This is a genomic window from Cupriavidus sp. FW306-1B-F12B, assembly GCF_058781795.1.
Map to the genome: position 1 here is coordinate 78,273 of NZ_JBYSXC010000015.1, position 14,668 is coordinate 92,940.

Annotated in this window: 11 protein-coding genes and 1 tRNA gene; 5 read left to right on the forward strand and 7 right to left on the reverse strand. The window is 65.7% G+C overall.

Annotated elements, in window-relative coordinates; genetic code table 11:
• Nucleotides 1-180: 180 nt before the first annotated feature.
• The 3 genes from AC3WLE_RS23205 to AC3WLE_RS23215 form a co-directional block, all read right to left on the reverse strand.
• A complete protein-coding gene (locus AC3WLE_RS23205; RefSeq protein WP_010814707.1) occupies nucleotides 181-594 on the reverse strand; it encodes an ExbD/TolR family protein in 414 nt (137 codons plus the stop codon).
• Nucleotides 595-615: 21 nt separating this feature from the next.
• Nucleotides 616-1,344: a MotA/TolQ/ExbB proton channel family protein gene (locus tag AC3WLE_RS23210; protein ID WP_492320553.1), complete on the reverse strand. Its 729-nt coding sequence runs from the start codon at nucleotides 1,342-1,344 to the stop codon at nucleotides 616-618.
• Between the two features lie 62 nt (nucleotides 1,345-1,406).
• The gene (locus tag AC3WLE_RS23215; protein WP_492320554.1) at nucleotides 1,407-2,066 is read right to left on the reverse strand and encodes an energy transducer TonB; all 660 of its coding nucleotides are present in this window, start codon (nucleotides 2,064-2,066) and stop codon (nucleotides 1,407-1,409) included.
• A gap of 485 nt (nucleotides 2,067-2,551) precedes the next feature.
• Here AC3WLE_RS23215 and AC3WLE_RS23220 point away from each other — a divergent pair, with 485 nt between their 5' ends.
• Nucleotides 2,552-4,852 carry an AAA family ATPase gene (locus AC3WLE_RS23220; protein WP_492320555.1) on the forward strand — a complete coding sequence of 767 codons (2,301 nt, stop codon included), beginning with the start codon at nucleotides 2,552-2,554 and terminating at the stop codon, nucleotides 4,850-4,852.
• A 20-nt stretch (nucleotides 4,853-4,872) separates the two neighbouring features.
• Here the strand turns inward: AC3WLE_RS23220 and murI are convergent, their stop codons facing one another.
• The 4 genes from murI to AC3WLE_RS23240 all read right to left on the reverse strand — a co-directional run bounded on the left by murI (nucleotide 4,873) and on the right by AC3WLE_RS23240 (nucleotide 9,112).
• Nucleotides 4,873-5,682 (reverse strand): glutamate racemase, encoded by an 810-nt coding sequence (gene murI / locus AC3WLE_RS23225; protein ID WP_340521636.1) that lies wholly within the window; start codon nucleotides 5,680-5,682, stop codon nucleotides 4,873-4,875.
• A 98-nt stretch (nucleotides 5,683-5,780) separates the two neighbouring features.
• Entirely contained in the window at nucleotides 5,781-7,304 is a 1,524-nt protein-coding gene (locus tag AC3WLE_RS23230; RefSeq protein ID WP_010814713.1) for a fumarate hydratase, read from the reverse strand.
• 200 nt (nucleotides 7,305-7,504) lie between these two features.
• Nucleotides 7,505-8,047 (reverse strand): TIGR00645 family protein, encoded by a 543-nt coding sequence (locus AC3WLE_RS23235; protein ID WP_340521633.1) that lies wholly within the window; start codon nucleotides 8,045-8,047, stop codon nucleotides 7,505-7,507.
• Between the two features lie 105 nt (nucleotides 8,048-8,152).
• Nucleotides 8,153-9,112 (reverse strand): DMT family transporter, encoded by a 960-nt coding sequence (locus tag AC3WLE_RS23240; protein WP_492320556.1) that lies wholly within the window; start codon nucleotides 9,110-9,112, stop codon nucleotides 8,153-8,155.
• A gap of 293 nt (nucleotides 9,113-9,405) precedes the next feature.
• Between AC3WLE_RS23240 and acs the strand changes: the two genes are divergently transcribed.
• The 4 genes from acs (at nucleotide 9,406) to AC3WLE_RS23260 (ending at nucleotide 14,560) form a co-directional block, all read left to right on the forward strand.
• On the forward strand, nucleotides 9,406-11,388 hold the full coding sequence (acs, locus tag AC3WLE_RS23245; protein ID WP_492320557.1) for an acetate--CoA ligase: 1,983 nt from the start codon (nucleotides 9,406-9,408) through the stop codon (nucleotides 11,386-11,388).
• Between the two features lie 102 nt (nucleotides 11,389-11,490).
• The gene (locus AC3WLE_RS23250; RefSeq protein ID WP_492320558.1) at nucleotides 11,491-13,542 is read left to right on the forward strand and encodes a VC_2705 family sodium/solute symporter; all 2,052 of its coding nucleotides are present in this window, start codon (nucleotides 11,491-11,493) and stop codon (nucleotides 13,540-13,542) included.
• Between the two features lie 85 nt (nucleotides 13,543-13,627).
• A tRNA-Ser gene (locus AC3WLE_RS23255) sits at nucleotides 13,628-13,718 on the forward strand.
• A gap of 350 nt (nucleotides 13,719-14,068) precedes the next feature.
• Nucleotides 14,069-14,560, forward strand: coding sequence for a GNAT family N-acetyltransferase (locus tag AC3WLE_RS23260; protein WP_492353095.1), 492 nt, complete (start codon nucleotides 14,069-14,071; stop codon nucleotides 14,558-14,560).
• Nucleotides 14,561-14,668 lie beyond the last annotated feature (108 nt).

A 14,668-nucleotide genomic window follows, 5' to 3' on the forward strand; every position in this document is an offset into this window, starting at 1 on the left:
ATTAAATGAGAATTGTTATCATTACAATAGCCTCTGGATAAGATTCGCGGAACGACCATGTGCGGTTGGAAGGGGCGCCAGAGGCGGCGCAGCACAGGCTGGCGCAATGACTCGGCGGCATCAACGACAAAGGGCACCTGAGGTGCCCTTTGTCGTTCCGGAGCGCCTGGCGGCGCGCGCTTACTGCTTGGGTTCGGTGATAAAGCCGATCTTGCCCAGGCCGCCGTGCTGCGCGGCGGCCATGACTTCGGCCACGCGCTCGTAGCGCACCTCGCGGTCCGCGCGCAGGTGCAGCTCAGGCTGCGGCTGCTGCTGCGCGGCCAACGCGATATTGCTTGCCAGCGTGGCCTGGTCCACTTCCACCTGGTTCCAGAAGACCTTGCCGGCAGCGTCGATCGAGACGTTGATGTTCTGCGGCTTCGGGTCGTTCGGGGTGTTGGTGGCGCGCGGCAGGTCGATCTTCACCGCGTGGTTGATCACGGGGATGGTGATGATGAAGATGATCAGCAGCACCAGCATGACGTCGACCAGCGGCGTCATGTTGATCTCGCTCATCACCTCGTCGTCGTCGCCGTCGAGAGTACCGAATGCCATGATGACTTCCTTGCTTGCGGTTTAGCGCTGTGCCGCGGCCAGGCGCACGGTGCCGTCCTCGGCGCGGGCGCCGGTGGGGCGCACGCGCGCACCGGTGACGAAGTAGGCGTGCAGGTCGTGGGCAAAGCGGTTGAGCTTCGAGATCACCGACTTGTTGCCGCGGGTGAGGGCGTTATAGCCCAGCACGGCGGGAATTGCCACGGCCAGGCCGAAGGCGGTCATGATCAGTGCCTCGCCCACGGGGCCGGCAACCTTGTCGATGGTCGGCACGCCCGAGGCGCCGATGCCGATCAGCGCGTGGTAGATGCCCCACACGGTGCCGAACAGGCCCACGAACGGTGCGGTCGAGCCCACCGAAGCCAGCACCGCCAGGCCCGATTGCATGTGCGCCACCGACTCGTCGATGGAGCTCTTGAGCGAGCGGGTCAGCCAGTCGGAGATGTCCATCACGTCGTGCAGCTGCGGCTGGCTGGCGCGGTGGTGCTGGGCGGCTTCCTTGCCGGCGATGGCCAGCGTGCGGAACGGGTTGGAATCGCCGGCGCCCAAGGTTTCGAGCGCGTGGTCGAAATCGTCCGAGTGCCAGAAGCGCTTTTCCGCGCCGTGCGCCATCTTCTTCAGGCGCACCAGATCCCACGCCTTGGTAAGGATCACGATCCATGAGGCGAGCGACATGATCAGCAGAATGATCGCGGTCGCACGCATGACGAAGTCGCCTTGCGTCCAGAGGTGGGAGAGTCCGAGGTCCTGCATGTGTTGGTTCCTGGTGAGTTCGCTTGGTTTAGGTCAGATCAGAGATCGGAAATCTGGGGCGGTCAGTTCAGTTCGAAGCCGATCGGCTGCTGCGCCGTGACGGCGACGGCGCGGCCGTTGTCCATGTAAGGCTTGCAGCGCATGGCCTGCACGGCCTCTACCGCGGCCTGGTCCAGGCGCGATGAACCGCTCGAGGATACGACGGAAGTCTTCACGACCTTGCCGCTTTCGTCGGTGGTCAGGCGCACCACGGCCTTGCCGGTCTCGCCCATGCGGCGTGACTGGGAAGGATACTTCGGTTGCGGCGCCGTGCACTGGATTTCGCCGATGCCGACTGCACGCGGCGCGGCGGATACCGGTGCAGGGGCGGGCTCAGGTGCCGGTGCCGGGGGTGCCGGCGGCGCGGGAGGAGCCTCGGGCGCGTTCGGTGTCGGCGGCAGGCTGGCTACCGGCTGCGGGGTTGGCTTGGGCTGCGGCGGGGTCGGCTTGGGCGTGGTCACCTTCACCTGCTTGGGCGGGGTTTCCTGTTTGGGCTTGGGTTTGGGCGGCTCCGGCGGGGCTTCCTGCTTGGGAGGCTCCAGCGGGATGATGCGCGCGACGATTTCCGGCGAGATCACCGCCTCGGTCAGCTTGCGGCCCAGGCCGCTTTGGATCAGGTAGAGCAGGCCGACGTGGAACAGCAGTACGGCGAGCGTAATCTTGAAGAAGCGTTGGTCGAACATGTGTCAACAACAAAAGTCTGCCAGCGGTGGCACCGCGGCGGCGCTGTGCGCCGTCACTTGCGATAAAACAGGATCAGCGAGATGCCGCAACCGACCAGCAGGCTAAGCAGCAATTCCATGATAAACGCTCCTTCAACTGGGTTGCCGTGGGAGCGCCACTCTGGGGCAGCGTGTCAGCGGGCTAGTATAAACGATAATGATTCTTATTTGTTGTGATTTGTGCGTCGCAACTGGAATTTTCTGGCCCGGCACGTTATACCGGCAAGTCCAGGCAGCATTTCGGGAGGTGATGCAGCGGTGCACGCGCGCTGGCGCGCTCTGGCACTTTGCCGTGCTTCGGTGCCCCAGGCCACAATCGGCGGCGCCCGTTGCGCACAGGCATGCGCGGTTGGTACCAAAGCGCGCTAGCATAGGAAGAAACTGCAGACGTGGCGGTGTCCGGTCGCGGCCCCGCCATCGCGCACAGCGCGCTCGGGGACCCGTCCATGGACTTCACACGTTTTGCTGAAGATGACCGATCGACGATTCTGCGCTCCATGCCTGGCACATCGTCCAGTTCAGCATTGGATTGGATGTGCGCCCAGTTTGCCCTGCGCGTGGTGTGCGCACTGGGTCCGCGTTTCAACCTGCGCAGCAATATCAACGATGTCCTGACCGTCAGCGCGCAGGAGATGGTGTGGCCGTACGGCGTGGTGCTGCGCGTGCAGCGCTTCCTGGCCGCGCGCTGCGCCGACATGCCCGCCTGGAAGGGCACCGCCCGCCTGACCCCTGAGGAATTCCTGGACCGCCACGGACAGTGGAACAGCGCTTTCGATGAGAGCGCGCTGTTCTATTACCTGGACGAGTACGTCAAGCACCACGCCAAGGACATGTTCGCCGTGTTCGACGCGTCCGCCGCTGCCATCGCCCAGCGCCTGGAAGGCGAGCGCGTGCTGCTGGTGCGCAATATCGACATGCTCAGCCATGTGCTGGACCTGCCCGAGCACGAGCGCAAGCTGCTGCTGTACGCGGCGCTGGCCAAGTACAAGCGCGACCTGCGCGCGGTGATGGTCGACTGCAAGGTGGCGCACAGCCAGGAGGCGTTCCAGATCCTGGCCGGCCTGACCGGCGCCGGCGCCGCCGACGTGGCTGCCTCGCTGCGGCCGGGCTCGCGGCTGGAGACGCTGAACCTGATCGAGCAGCCGCTGCCGGAAAACAGCGTGACCGACCTGGGCGACCTGATGCGGCTCTCGGACCGGCTGCTGCACGTGCTGCTGGGCAACTACGCCAACGAAGCCGAGATGATGGCGGTGTTCACGCGCCCGGCCGCGCCGCCCACGCTGACCACGGCCGACTATCCCCATGTCGAGACCGACGCGCGCTACCTGTGCGCGCTGCTGAGCAATGCCACGCGCCAGCATGCGAGCGGCGTCAACGTGCTGATCTATGGCCCGCCCGGCACCGGCAAGACCGAGTTTGCGCGGCTGCTGGCGCGCGAGGCGGGCTGCGAGCTGTATGAAGTCGATTGCCTGGACCGCGACGGCAACAGCCTGTCGGGCAAGGACCGCTACCGCTCGCTGCAGGTGTCGCAGGCCTTCCTGCGCGGGCGTGCCCATACCGCGCTGCTGTTCGATGAGGTGGAAGACGTCTTCCCGGGCAGCGCGCGCGAGCTGATGAGCCTGTTCGGCCAGGAAGACACGCGCGCCTCGGTCAACGGCAAGGCCTGGGTCAACCAGACGCTCGAGCAGAACCCGGTGCCGGTGATCTGGATCTCGAATTCGATCCGGCAGATCGACCCGGCCTACCTGCGCCGTTTCCAGTTCCACCTGGAGCTGAAGATCCCGCCGCCGCTGGTGCGCGAGAACATCATCCGCAAGCACCTGGGCGGGCTGGACGTCAGCGACGCCTTTATCACCGGGCTGGCCGGGCGCAAGACGCTGACGCCGGCGCAGGTGCAGTCGGCCGCGCGCTTTGTCGAGCTGGCGCGGCCCGACGTGGAAGAGCCGGTGGAAGCGCTGATCCTGCGCCAGCTGGAACACGCCGACCGCGCCATGGGGCTGCGCCCCGAGGCCGAGGCGCGCTCGGTGGTCACGCACTACCGGCTGGAGAACCTGCACCTTGAAACCCGCTACGAGGTGGTCAAGATCGTCGACGCGCTGCGCGTGCGCCAGCGCGGCACGCTGTGCTTCTACGGCCCGCCCGGCACCGGCAAGACCGCGCTGGCCGAGCATATCGCGGCCGAGCTGGACCTGCCGCTGATGATCCGCCGCGCCTCCGACCTGATGAGCAAATATGTGGGCGAGACCGAGCAGCAGATCGCCGCCATGTTCGCGCGCGCCGAAGAGGATGGGGCGGTGCTGCTGCTGGATGAGGCCGACAGCTTCATGCAGAGCCGCCAGCAGGCGGTGCGCAATTATGAGATCTCCGAGGTCAACGAGATGCTGCAGGGCATGGAGCGCTTTAACGGCATCTTTATCTGCACTACCAACCTGTTCGACCGCATCGATGAGGCCGCGCTGCGCCGCTTCTCTTTCAAGATCCGCTTCCTGGCGCTCAAGCCCACGCAGCGCGTGGCGATGTTTGTCGACGAGGCGCTCGACGGCGATGCCGCCGGCCTGACCGACAGCATGCGCCGTGAACTGGATGCGATGGATTGCCTGACGCCGGGCGACTTCGCCACGGTCAAGCGCCAGTGCGTGCTGTTGGGCGAGGCGCTGACGCCGGACGAGTTCCTGGCACAGCTGCGCCAGGAACACGCGATCAAGCCCGAGGTGCGGGAGCACCGGCCACTGGGCTTCCTGCAGTAGGGGAAGGCGCCGCTCAGAGGTCAGAGCGCCGGCGCCGGCTCGATCACCACGGTTTCCGCATCCGCTTCCACCTGCAACAGCGTGGCTGCCATCGCGCGCAGATGCGCGGCGTCCTTGGTCGAGGCAAAGCGGTCGTGCGGCGTGGCATCGGGCGCGGCGGCCAGCTTGTGTTCGGCCAGCTTGCGTGCCAGCTGGCGCGCAATGGCGCTGCCGGTGTCGACCAGTGCCAGCTGGTCGCCAACCATCGCCCGGATCGTGCCGGAGAGAAAAGGGTAATGGGTGCAGCCCAGCACCAGCGTGTCGGCGCCTGCCTCCAGCATGGGCGTCAGGTAGGCATCCAGGCGCTGGCGCACGGCCGGGCCGTCGGTCTCGCCTTGCTCGATCAGCGACACCAGCCCCAGGCCCGCCTCGCACAGGAAGCGGCTTTCGCCTTCCAGCGATGTCAGCAGCCGCGCGAACTTGGCGCTCTTGAGGGTATTGGCGGTGGCCAGCACGCCCACGACCTTGCTGCGGCTGGCCGCGGCGGCGGGCTTGAGGCCGGGCTCGACGCCGATGATCGGCACCGTCAGCCGCTCGCGTAGTGTCTGCACTGCATGCATGGTGGCGGTATTGCAGGCGATCACGAGCGCCTTGCAACCCTGGCCAAGCAGCCATTCGCAGGCCTGCAGCGTGCGCGCCTCGACAAAGGCCTCGGGCTTCTCGCCATAGGGCGCGTATTTTGAATCCGCCAGGTACAGCAGCGATTCATGGGGCAGCAGCGCGCGGATCTCGCGCAGCACGGACAGGCCGCCAAGGCCGGAATCGAAGACGCCGATGGGTGCGGGGTTCACTGGGGTGCGGGGACGACAAGAATCAAGGTAGAAAAAAACCGGGTCGGAACCCGGCTTCTTTTTCGAGCGCGACGGCAGATTCTACCGTCCTGCCAGGCTTACAGCGCGGCGACCGGGATCTTGCCGATCTTGGCCTGCCATTCCGCGGGGCCGGTCTTGTGCACCGAGGTGCCTTCGCTGTCCACGGCGACCGTCACCGGCATGTCCTTGACGTCGAACTCGTAGATCGCTTCCATGCCGAGGTCTTCGAAGCCGACCACCTTGGCTTCCTTGATCGCCTTGGCCACCAGGTAGGCGGCGCCGCCCACGGCCATCAGGTAGGCCGACTTGTGCTTCTTGATGGCCTCGATCGCCACCGGGCCGCGCTCGGCCTTGCCGATCATCGAGATCAGGCCGGTTTCGGCCAGCATCATCTCGGTGAACTTGTCCATGCGCGTGGCGGTGGTGGGGCCGGCCGGGCCGACGGCCTCGTCGCGCACCGGATCGACCGGGCCGACGTAGTAGATCACGCGGTTTTTGAAGTCCACCGGCAGCTTCTCGCCCTTGGCCAGCATGTCGGCGATACGCTTGTGCGCGGCGTCGCGGCCAGTCAGCATCTTGCCGTTGAGCAGCAGGGTCTGGCCCGGCTTCCACGAGGCGACTTCTTCCGGCGTCAGCGTGTTCAGGTCGACGCGCTTGGAGGTCTCGGTGTTCGGGGCCCACTCTACCTTCGGCCATTGCGACAGGTCAGGCGCTTCCAGCTTGGCCGGGCCGCTGCCGTCCAGCGTGAAGTGCACGTGGCGGGTGGCGGCGCAGTTGGGGATCATCGCGACCGGCTTGGACGCGGCGTGGGTCGGGCAGGCCATGATCTTGACGTCCAGCACGGTGGCCAGGCCGCCCAGGCCCTGCGCGCCGATGCCCAGCGCGTTGACCTTCTCGTACAGCTCGACGCGCAGTTCCTCGACCCAGTCCTTGGGGCCGCGGGCGATGATGTCCTGAATGTCGATGGACTCCATCAGCGATTCCTTGGCCATCACCATGGCCTTCTCGGCGGTGCCGCCGATGCCGATGCCCAGCATGCCCGGCGGGCACCAGCCGGCGCCCATGGTCGGCACGGTCTTCAGCACCCAGTCGACGATCGAGTCGGACGGGTTCAGCATCACGAACTTGGACTTGTTCTCCGAGCCGCCGCCCTTGGCCGCGACCTGGATGTCGACGGTGTTGCCCGGCACCACTTCGTAGTGGATCACGGCCGGGGTGTTGTCCTTGGTGTTCTTGCGGCCGCCTTCGGGCGGGCTGACGATCGAGGCGCGCAGCACGTTGTCCGGATGCGTGTAGCCGCGGCGCACACCCTCGTTGATCATGTCGGTCAGGCCCATGGTGGCGCCATCCCAGCGCACGTCCATCCCCACCTTGACGAAGATCGTGACAATGCCGGTGTCCTGGCAGATCGGGCGCTTGCCCTCGGCACACATGCGGCTGTTGGTCAGGATCTGCGCGATCGCGTCCTTGGCCGCCGGGCTCTGCTCCAGCTCATAGGCGCGGCCCAGGCTGGTGATGTAGTCCATCGGGTGGTAGTAGCTGATGTACTGCAGGGAGTCGGCGACGCTCTGGATGAGGTCTTCTTGCTTGATGACAGTCATTTTGTGGGGAGGGCAGCGGTGAAACACAGCCTGAAATCATACACTGAGCCGAGGCGCTCTGCCCGGCTGCATACATCCGTCTACAACCGATAATGTGCGGCAAACGCCGCTGCCTGCGCGGGGGCGGGCCCAAAAGCAAAAACCGCGGCACATGGCCGCGGTCTGGCTGGGACTAGGCGTCCGATGGCGCACGAATGTGATTAGTGCTTGGCAGGTGCGCCGGCCGGGTGCGACACCATCCGGTCCACCCAGGCCATGGCGACCGCCGACAGCAGGAAGGCAATATGGATGGCCACCTGCCACATGATGGTGTGCGTGGTCCGTTGCTCGGCATCGATAAAGGTCTTGAGCAGGTGGATCGACGAAATCCCGATCAGCGCCATCGACAGCTTGACCTTGAGCACCCCGGCGTTGACGTGGTCCAGCCATTCCGGCTCGTCCGGATGGTTGTCGATGCCCAGGCGCGAGACAAAGGTCTCATAGCCGCCCACGATCACCATGATCAGCAGGTTGGAGATCATCACCACGTCGATCAGGCCCAGCACCACCAGCATGATCTTGTTCTCGTCGAACTCGGTCACATGCGCCAGCAGGTGCCAGACCTCGACCAGGAAGTGGTAGACATAGACGCCCTGGGCCACGATCAGGCCCAGGTAAAGCGGCAACTGCAGCCAGCGCGACGCGAAGATGATGCTCGGGATCGGCCGCATGGTCTGCGGCCTGGTCATTGGATTGGAAGCCATGGGCGGGGCGGTGTCAGCGAGTTGAAAGGCGGCGTGGATTGTACCAAGCGCCGATGACCGGGCGCTGTTACCGACCGTAACCGAACCGTTCGTCGCCGGCGTGGCTCAGGCCGCGGCGCCGGGATCGGCGCCGGCCGCCTTGCCGCGCCACGCGCCGCGCGCGATCCGCCCCGGCCAGCTGGCCAGCACGATCCCGGCCAGCACGCACGCCAGCGCCACCCCATGCGGCCAGCCCGGCTGCTCGCCCAGGAAGGCGATGCCGTAGGTGGCAGCCGCCACCGGCAGCACCGAGGTGAACACCCCCGCCAGCTGCGCCGGCACATGGCGGATGCCCTTCATCCACAGCCAGAACGAGAACACGCTGGCCGACAGCGCATACCACAGCAGCATCAGCCAGGTCTGCGTGGGCACCGGCGACGCATCGAAGTCCAGCAGCGGCACCAGCCCCAGCGGCAGCATCAGCAGCCCGCCAATCAAATGCGTGTAGGCACAGATCTCGATCGCGGCCAGCGTCTGCGTGAGCCGCCGCGACAGGATCACGTAGATCGATTCGCACACCACCGCGCCCATGATCATCAGGTTGCCCAGCCATGCTTGGCTGCCGCTGCCGGCACCGTGCGCGTCGCCCCGGGCGATATTCAGCACGGCGATGCCGGTCATCGCCAGCAGCACCGATGCCACCGTGCGCCGCGACAGCCGCTCGCGCAGCAGCAGCCACGACAGGATCGCCACCGTGGCCGGGATGGTGCTGGTGATCACGCCGGCCGCCATGGCGCTGGTCAGCCGCACGCCATTGAGCATCAGCAGGGTAAACAGGAAGGTGCCGAAGAACGCCTGCAGGAACAGGTTCAGCCATTCCCCGCGCGAGACCCGGCGCATGCGCGCGGGCCGGTACCAGGGTGCCAGGCAGACGATGGCAATGACAAAACGCAGCAGCGCGAACAGCAGCACCGGCACATGCGCGATGATCGATTTGCCGAGGCCCACGTTGCTGCCGACCAGCGCCATCGAGGCAACCAGGAAGAGGGCGTAGACCGGGGAGAATGCTGAAGGATTGGCGGGCACGGGTACGGCCTTGGTCGTCCGGCGGGCGCCGCGGCGCCTTGGCGCGGCGGGTGCTGAGCCGGCGGGAGCGGCAAGGGTAAGCGCCGCGATCAAGTATGGAACTCGCGGATTATAGCTGTGCTAGCCTAATGGAGAAGGCTGCACTTTCGCTGCGCGTGCGTGGATTTTTCCCGCTGCATTGCAACAAGTTGCAGGCACACCCAGGCCCACCGTCAGGTCTTACCGTCAGGTTTAAGTAAGCCGTCGGGCGTAACGTGGCAGCCAAAGCCAGTCCAAAATCAGGAGACAAACTTATGTCCGCCATCGAATCGGTGATGCAAGAGCATCGCGTGTTCAACCCGCCGGAAGGCTTCGCCAGCCAGGCCGCGATCCCCAGCATGGAGGCCTACCAGGCGCTGTGCGACGAAGCCGAGCGTGACTATGAAGGCTTCTGGGCGCGCCACGCGCGCGAGCTGCTGCACTGGACCAAGCCCTTCACCAAGGTGCTGGACGAAAGCAACGCACCGTTCTACAAGTGGTTCGAAGACGGCGAGCTCAACGCCTCTTACAACTGCCTGGACCGCAATCTGCAGAACGGCAATGCGGACAAGGTCGCGATCGTGTTCGAGGCCGATGACGGCACCGTGACGCGCGTCACCTACCGCGAGCTGCATGGCAAGGTGTGCCGCTTCGCCAACGGCCTGAGGGCGCTCGGCATCAAGAAGGGCGACCGCGTGGTGATCTACATGCCGATGTCGGTCGAAGGCGTGGTCGCGATGCAGGCCTGCGCACGCCTGGGCGCCACGCACTCGGTGGTGTTCGGCGGCTTCTCGGCCAAGTCGCTGCAGGAGCGGCTGGTGGACGTGGGCGCGGTGGCGCTGATCACCGCCGACGAGCAGATGCGCGGCGGCAAGGCGCTGCCGCTCAAGGCCATCGCCGACGATGCGCTGGCGCTGGGTGGCTGCGAGGCCGTCAGGAACGTGATCGTCTACCGCCGCACCGGCGGCAAGGTTGCCTGGACCGAAAGCCGCGACCGCTGGATGGAAGATGTCAGCGCCGGCCAGCCGGATACCTGCGAAGCCGAGCCGGTGAGCGCCGAGCACCCGCTGTTCGTGCTCTACACCTCCGGCTCCACCGGCAAGCCCAAGGGCGTGCAGCACAGCACCGGCGGCTACCTGCTGTGGGCGCTGATGACAATGAAGTGGACCTTCGATATCAAGCCCGACGACCTGTTCTGGTGTACCGCGGACATCGGCTGGGTCACCGGTCATACCTACATCGCCTATGGCCCGCTGGCCGCCGGCGCGACCCAGGTGGTGTTCGAGGGCGTGCCCACGTACCCCCACGCCGGCCGCTTCTGGGACATGATTGCGCGCCACAAGGTCAGCATCTTCTACACCGCGCCGACCGCGATCCGCTCGCTGATCAAGGCCGCCGAGGCCGACGAGAAGATCCACCCGAAGCAGTACGACCTGTCCAGCTTGCGCCTGCTCGGCACCGTGGGCGAGCCGATCAACCCCGAAGCCTGGATGTGGTACTACAAGAACATCGGCAACGAGCGCTGCCCGATCGTCGACACCTTCTGGCAGACCGAAACCGGCGGCCACATGATCACGCCGCTACCGGGCGCGACGCCGCTGGTGCCGGGTTCGTGCACGCTGCCGCTGCCGGGCATCATGGCCGCCATCGTCGACGAGACCGGCCATGACGTGCCCAACGGCAACGGCGGCATCCTGGTGGTCAAGCGTCCGTGGCCGGCCATGATCCGCACCATCTGGGGCGATCCGGAGCGCTTCAGGAAGAGCTACTTCCCCGAAGAGCTCGGCGGCAAGCTCTACCTGGCCGGCGACGGCTCGATCCGCGACAAGGACACCGGCTACTTCACCATCATGGGCCGCATCGACGACGTGCTGAACGTGTCGGGCCACCGCATGGGCACGATGGAGATCGAGTCAGCGCTGGTGGCCAACCCGCTGGTGGCCGAAGCCGCCGTGGTGGGCCGCCCCGACGACATGACCGGCGAGGCCATCTGCGCCTTCGTCGTGCTCAAGCGTTCGCGTCCGACTGGCGAAGAGGCCGTCAAGATCGCGACGGAACTGCGCAACTGGGTCGGCAAGGAGATCGGCCCGATCGCCAAGCCCAAGGACATCCGCTTTGGCGACAACCTGCCCAAGACGCGCTCGGGCAAGATCATGCGGCGCCTGCTGCGGTCGCTGGCCAAGGGAGAGGAAATCACGCAGGACACCTCGACGCTGGAGAATCCGGCCATCCTGGAGCAGCTCAAGCAGGCACAGTGATCGCCTAGCTTCGGCCCGATCGAGCCCTTGAACCCGCCGCCGCGTTCCCGCGCGCCGGCGGGTTTGTTACGATAGCCCCCCACCGACCACGGACCGTCCCCCATGCCTGAAGCCCAGTCGCGCTTTCGCCGACGGTTGCTGCTGTACTACGGCCTGTTCACGCTAGGGTTGTTCGGCTTCGTCGGCATGATGGGGCTGCTGGAAAAGTCCAACGCCGATGCGCTGTGGCTCGGCTACGTCTTCCTCTTCATCACCATCGCGATCTATGCCTGCATCGGGCTGATCTGCCGCACCTCTGACCTGAACGAGTACTACGTTGCCTCGCGGCGCGTGCCGGCGCTGTTCAACGGCATGGCGATTGCCGCCGACTGGATGAGCGCGGCGTCCTTCATCGGCCTGGCCGGCATCCTGTTTTCCTCGGGCTACGAAGGGCTGGCCTATGTGATGGGCTGGACTGGCGGCTACTGCCTGGTGGCCTTCCTGCTGGCGCCGTACCTGCGCAAGTACGGCGGCTACACCATTCCCGATTTCCTCGCGGCGCGCTACGGCAACGGCAAGCCCGGCGGCAACCTGCCAGTGCGCGCGATCGCGGTGCTGGCGGCTTCGCTCTGCTCCTTCGTCTACCTGGTGGCGCAGATCCAGGGCGTGGGGCTGGTGGTGACGCGCTTTATCGGCGTGGAGTTTGCCGTCGGCATCTTCTTCGGGCTGGCCGGCATCCTGGTGTGCTCGTTCCTGGGCGGCATGCGCGCGGTCACGTGGACGCAGGTGGCGCAGTACATCATGATGATCGTCGCCTTCCTGGTCACGGTATCGATGATCGCGTGGAAGCATCACCACGAAGCGCTGCCGCAGCTCAGCTACGGCACGCTGCTGTCGCAACTGGACGCGCGCGAGCAGCAACTGGAGCGCGAGCCGGCCGAGCAGGCCGTGCGCGAGTACTACCGGCAGCAGGCCATCCTGCTGCAGGAGCGCATCGCCCGGTTGCCCGATTCCTTTGCTCAGGAGCGCGACGCGCTCGACGCGCGGCTGCAGGACCTGCGCACGCGTAATGCGCCGCTGCGCGACATCAAGTCGCTGGAGCGCGAACGGCTGGAATTCCCGCGCGACCCTGCTGCGGCACAGCAGCAGTGGAACCAGCAGCGGGCAGACGCACTGGCCCGCAGCCGCCATTCGCTGTCATCGACCGAGCCCTATCCCGCGGCATCGGAGCAGGAGCGCAAGACCAAGCGGCTGAATTTTGTATTGCTGGTGTTCTGCCTGATGGTCGGCACCGCCAGCCTGCCGCACATCCTGACGCGGCTCTACACTACCCCGTCGGTCAAGGAAACGCGCAACTCCGTGGCCTGGGCCGTGTTCTTCATCGCCTTGCTGTACGTGTCCGCGCCCACGCTGGCTGCGCTGGTCAAATACGAGTTCTTCCAGCACCTGGTGGGAACCCCCTACGCCGAATTGCCGCAGTGGGTGGTGCAATGGCGCAAGGTCGATCCACCCGTGTTCGGCATCCGCGATGTCAACGGCGACGGCATCGTGCAATGGGCCGAGATCCTGCTGCAGCCCGACATGATCGTGCTGGCCGCGCCGGAAATCGCCGGCCTGCCATACGTGATCTCCGGCCTGATCGCCGCCGGCGCCCTGGCCGCTGCGCTGTCCACCGCCGACGGCCTGCTGCTGACCATCGCCAATGCGCTCTCGCACGACGTCTTCTATCACATGGTCGACCGCCAGGCGAGCCACCAGCGCCGCGTCACCACCGCCAAGATCGTGTTGCTGGGCGTGGCGCTTTTTGCCTCCTACGTCACATCGCTGCGCCCCGGCAATATCCTGTTCCTGGTCGGCGCCGCGTTCTCACTGGCCGCCTCCAGCTTCTTCCCGGTGCTGGTCCTCGGCATCTTCTGGCGCCGCACCACCGCCGCCGGCGCAGTCGCCGGCATGGCCGCCGGGCTGGGCGTGGCGGTCTACTACATCATCGTCAACTATCCGTTCTTCACCCGCATGACCGGCATCTTCGGCAACCGCTGGTTCGGCGTCGACCCGATCGCCTCCGGCGCTTTCGGCGTGCCGGCGGGCTTCGCCGTGGCCATCATCGTCAGCCTGCTGACACCACGCAATGCACCGGTGATCGACCGGTTGGTTAGCTACCTGCGCAAGGGGTAGGGCGGATGGGCTTGTCAAGTAAGGCGGGATACGGCGACGAAGCACTGGATTCGCCAGGCAACTCTGCTATAATCTCGGACTTCCCGGAGAGATGGATGAGTGGTTTAAGTCGCACGCCTGGAAAGCGTGTATAGGTTAACAGCCTATCGGGGGTTCGAATCCCCCTCTCTCCGCCAGAACACTATGCACAGCAAAGCCGCCCGTCTGGGCGGCTTTTTTGTTTCCAGTCCCTGGTGGCTTCGTAATGCCTGAAGGGCTCAAAGAAAAGCCCTCGGCCAGGGTAGGCGAGGGCTGAAGTAGTAGTGGGCGAGTCGCGGGATCGCCCGTGAGCGATGGTCGTATAGGACCTTGTATCGCGCATCCCTCTAAATAGAGGTGTTGCCGCAAGGCGACATGCTATGCCAGCCATCGCGGCGAAGGCATGGCTTCCCTCTCGGCGCGCCGGATTGGATGAGCGCGTCGATCCAGTTGTTCTGGCCATGAGAGGGCTTCCGCCATGTACCCGGTGCCCGGTATCCTCCCGGCCATGACCAAACTCACCTTCGAACTCGAAATCCGCCCCGCCTTGCCCGCAGACGCGCAAGCGGTGGAAGCCATCCTGACCGACACCTACCTCGGCACCTGGAAGCCGCAACTGACAGCCGCCGCGGCAGCTGCCTTCGAACGGCAAGGCAAGACCCGAAGCTACGTCGAAGCGCGCCTGCAAGCATTCCGCGTAGCCTGCGTGGATGGCGTGCCCGCCGCGATGGTGGATTGGGAGAACAACTTTATCTGGGCCCTGCATGTCGGGCGGGCATGGCAACGCATGGGGCTGGGCGGGGCGCTGCTGGCCCATGCCGAAGGCGCGATTGCCCGCGCCGGGCATCGCGAGGCGAGGCTGGAGACGGACACGTTCAACGTGCAAAGCCGCGCGTTCTACCGGCGCCATGGCTATGCCGAGATCGATTTCTATCCCGACGAGAGCTGGGACAGTGGCTTTACCACTGTGCTGTTGTCGAAAGCGCTGCCGCCAGCCTGAGTGTGCGCGCCGGCGCCGGCGCCGGCTTGGCACGGGTAGCCAACCTCATGCGCAAATTGCATGAACCTGCGTGGCTGCCCGTGAAAGAATCAGGCGTCTTTTTCGAAT